3 protein-coding genes are annotated in these 3,672 nt (G+C 74.0%); all 3 read right to left on the minus strand.

Annotation, left to right across the window (positions count from 1 at the left end; all coding sequences use genetic code 11):
* A partial coding sequence (locus HGA02_RS13060; RefSeq protein ID WP_168679375.1) for a putative baseplate assembly protein occupies window positions 1-1,252 on the minus strand: 1,252 nt, incomplete at its 3' end.
* Between the two features lies 1 nt (window position 1,253).
* Window positions 1,254-1,703 carry a GPW/gp25 family protein gene (locus HGA02_RS13065; RefSeq protein WP_168679376.1) on the minus strand — a complete coding sequence of 150 codons (450 nt, stop codon included), beginning with the start codon at window positions 1,701-1,703 and terminating at the stop codon, window positions 1,254-1,256.
* Between the two features lie 11 nt (window positions 1,704-1,714).
* Entirely contained in the window at window positions 1,715-3,583 is a 1,869-nt protein-coding gene (locus HGA02_RS13070) for a VgrG-related protein (protein WP_168679377.1), read from the minus strand.
* Window positions 3,584-3,672 lie beyond the last annotated feature (89 nt).

A 3,672-nucleotide genomic window follows, 5' to 3' on the forward strand; every position in this document is an offset into this window, starting at 1 on the left:
GGTCGACGAACGGCACGGCACCGCGCAGCACCTGGATCGTGCCGGGCGCGACGTTGCCGTCGGGCCCGCCGCCCGTGCGGTACCGCGGCAGCCGCATCGGGGCACCCTTGGGCGGGACCGCGCCGTACGCGCGCAGCGTCCCGTCGGGCTCGCGGACGGCGGGCGCGAGGTGCAGCTCGCCCGCGGCGCGGTCGACGCGGAACACCTGGTCGTCGGGCCCGTGCCCTGCGAACGAGTCGACCTCGGCCCACGTGTCCCAGCCGGGGCCCGCGGCGACCTCCAATACCAGCGGCGGACCCGCGACGACAGGCCCGTGCTCGAGCGGGAAGACCTGCGCGTACGTGCCCTCCGACAGCCCGACGACCTCGTCCTCGACGGTCGCCGCGTGGATCGCCGCGACGGTCCCGCCGATCGTGAACGCGCTCGCCTCGCGGACCGTGGGCGACGCCGAGTAGCCCGTGTAGTCGGTGTCGGGCGGGACGACCCGGCAGCGCAGCCAGCCCGCGCGGCGGTCGGCGAGCACGTGCGCGGTGTGCGTCGCCGGGACGTGCAGCACCACGTCGCCGGGGCGGTTGAGGCCGCCGGTGCCGTCGCTGTCGACGTCGCACGACACCCACGCGCGCCCGTCCCACGCCTCCCAGACGATCGGCGGGTGCCGCGGGTCGACGCCGACGCCCTGCACGTCGGAGTCGAAGCGCAGGACCACGACGCACGACGGCGCCGCGTCGTCGAGGCCGAGCAGCAGCACGTCGTCGAGCTGCGGGACGTCGGCGAACACGGGGAACGGCTCGCGGAACGAGAGCTGCTCGTCGTGCGGCACGGGCTCGCCGCCGGGGCGCTGGGTCAGCACGTGCGTGAGCGACCGCGGGGGGATGCGCAGCTCCGCGGTCGTCGCGAACACGACGGGCTCCTCGCCCTCGCCGCGCTGCGTCGCCGACTCGGTCCCCTCGGGCACGACGACCGTCTCCGGCTGCGGCGCGGACAGCCACATCGTCACGTCGACGGTCGCCGCGCCGGCCGGGTGCAGCGTGACGCCCAGCAGGTCGAGGAACGCGACGTACAGCCGGTCGGGCACGCGGTTGAGCCGGTAGAACAGCTCGTCCGCCATGAACGCGACCGTCTCGATGAGCGTCACGCCCGGGTCGGACACGTTGTGGTCGGTCCACTCCGGGCAGCGTCGCTGCACCATGCGCTTCGCGTCGTCGACGAGGTCCTGGAACCGCCGGTCGTCGAGGTTCGGGGTGGGCAGCACGTCAGGCACCTCCGCCCGTCGGCCCGGCGGCGCCCGTGCCCGCGGGGGAGCCGGGGCGCTCGTCGGGGATCGTGTAGAAGGGGAAGACGAGGTTGCGGGGGTCGTTCGTACCGCGCAGCGCGTACTGCACGTCGATGTACAGCAGGCCGCGGTCGACCTCGTCGTACCGGACCAGCACGTCCTGCAGGTCGATGCGCGGCTCCCACCGGTCGAGCGCGACGCGGACGGCGTCGGCGATCGCGCCCGCGGTCGACGCGTCCGCCGGGGCGAACACGTAGTCGTGCGCCGCGCAGCCGAACTCGGGTCGCATCGGACGCTCGCCGGGGGCCGTCGCGAGGATCAGACGGATGCTCTCCTCGATCTCGCGGCCCTCGCGGGACAGCGCGATGCGGCCCGTCGCGTCGGTGCGCACGGGGAACGCCCACCCGGCGCCGATGAACTCCTGACCCACGTCGCGCCCCCTCAGTTGATCTTCACGAGCGAGCCGCGGACGGTGGTGATGCCGGTCGCCGACAGCTCGGCCGTGCCCTGGGCGGCGACCTTGACGGCGGCGCCCTTGACCTCGGCGCTCGCGGTGCCCTCGACCGTCACCTGGGGGGCCTTCAGCGCGAGGGACTTCGAGCCCTCGACCGTCACGTCGATGCCCTTGACCTTCACGGCGCCCGTCTTGCTCGTCACCGACACGTCGTTCTGCGCGGTGACCGTCGCCTCCTTCTTCGCGGTGACGGTGATCGGGCCCTCGGAGATGATCTCGATCGCCGCGTCCGGCTTCTGGACGAGCCGGATCTTCTGCGCACCGGCGTTCGTCGAGATCGTCAGCTCCTCCGCACCGGGCTTCTCGAGGTGCTCGACGCGCATGCCGGTGCGGGACACGAAGACGCGCTTCTGGATCTTGCCGTCGGAGCTGCCCACCTGGTCCTTGTCGGGCTTGTCCTTGCCGTTGTAGAGCCCGCCCAGGACGTACGGCTGGCCCAGGTCGCCCTCCGCGAAGGCGACGAGCACCTCGTCGCCGACCTCGGGCAGCATGCCCGTGCCGCGCGACGCGCCCGCTCCCGGCTGCACGACGCGCGCCCAGCCCGACTCGTACGTGTCGGAGTGCACGGGGAGCTTGATGCGGACACGGTTGAGCGCCTCGGGGTCCTTGGCGTCGGTGACGATCGCCTGCATGACGCCGAGCGTCGGCGTGCGACCCGTCGGACCGCCCGCGACGCCCAGCCCGCCGGCCGTCGACCCGAGCACGGTGCCGAGCAGCGACCGCTCGGACGCGCCCGCGACCGTGAACGACGTGACGTACCCGCCCTCGGCGTCGAAGTCGTGCCGCACCGCGGTCAGCACGTACTGCCCGTCGAACGGCGAGCCGATCCCGCGCACCGCGACCGACCCGCCCGCGAGCAGCGCCGGGTTGCCGTGCGCCGCGCCCTCGAGCTCCGCGAACCCGCCCGCGATCCGGTCCGCGAGCGCCTTCGCCCGCGCGTTCACCGCGGCCTGCGTCTCGAGCGACGACGCGGACTCGACGAGCGTCGGTCCGCCGAACTTCTTCGCGAGCCTCACGGGGTCGGCGTCGGCGAGCTGTGCGCTCACCGTCGTCGCGGTGGCCGTGCCGACCAGCGCCTTCTTCTGCTTGACGTCCCAGCTGCGGACCTCGACGTCGGGCACCTGCCCGGCGGCGGTGACGGTCGCGCGCAGCCACTGGAGGTTGACGCCCTTCTCCAGGACAAGGGGGTCCTTGCGGGCCTCGCCGCTCGTCGCGGGTGCTGCGGTCGCCTGCGCGGGCGGCCCGGCCTGGAGCTTGCCGTCGACGACGCGCAGCACCCACCCGAGCTCGTCGGCCAGCGTCGACACGAAGGTCCAGTCGTCGACGTCGTCCTGCACCGCGTGCTCGATCACGGACCCCTGCGACGAGACCGTGCCCACCGCGAGCCCCGCGCGCTGCGCGACCTTGCGGACGATCTCGCCCGGCTTCATCTTCCGGTACGCCTCCATCCGGCGACCCCGGAACAGGCGGTGCGACACGTCGTAGCCGCGCACCACGGTGTGCAGCCCCTCCGGGTCGAGCTCCGCCTCGACCGCCGTGACCTCACCCTTGAGCAGCGGCTTCGGGCCACCCGGGCCGCTCGACTGCACCTGGAGCTGGACCTGCGCGCCGATCGTGAACCCGCCCTTCGTCAGGACGGTCCCGTGCTCGTCGGAGAACCGCAGCACGAACAGGTCCGGCACGCTGCGCGCGCTGTCGACGTACCCGGACACGAGCAGCGGCGCGACGTCGGCCGGCAGGGGCGTCCCGTCGACCGAGATCAGCAGCGTCGCGCTGTGCTCCTCACCGAACGGCACCGGCCACCTCCCTGCGCGGCGCGGGGGTCACCGCGGGCGAGCCCGCGCGCGGCGTCGTCAGCGGCGTGCGCGGGGCCGTGGGCGGCGCC

The organism is Cellulomonas septica, assembly GCF_012396155.1.
Taxonomy (GTDB): Bacteria; Actinomycetota; Actinomycetes; order Actinomycetales; family Cellulomonadaceae; genus Cellulomonas; species Cellulomonas septica.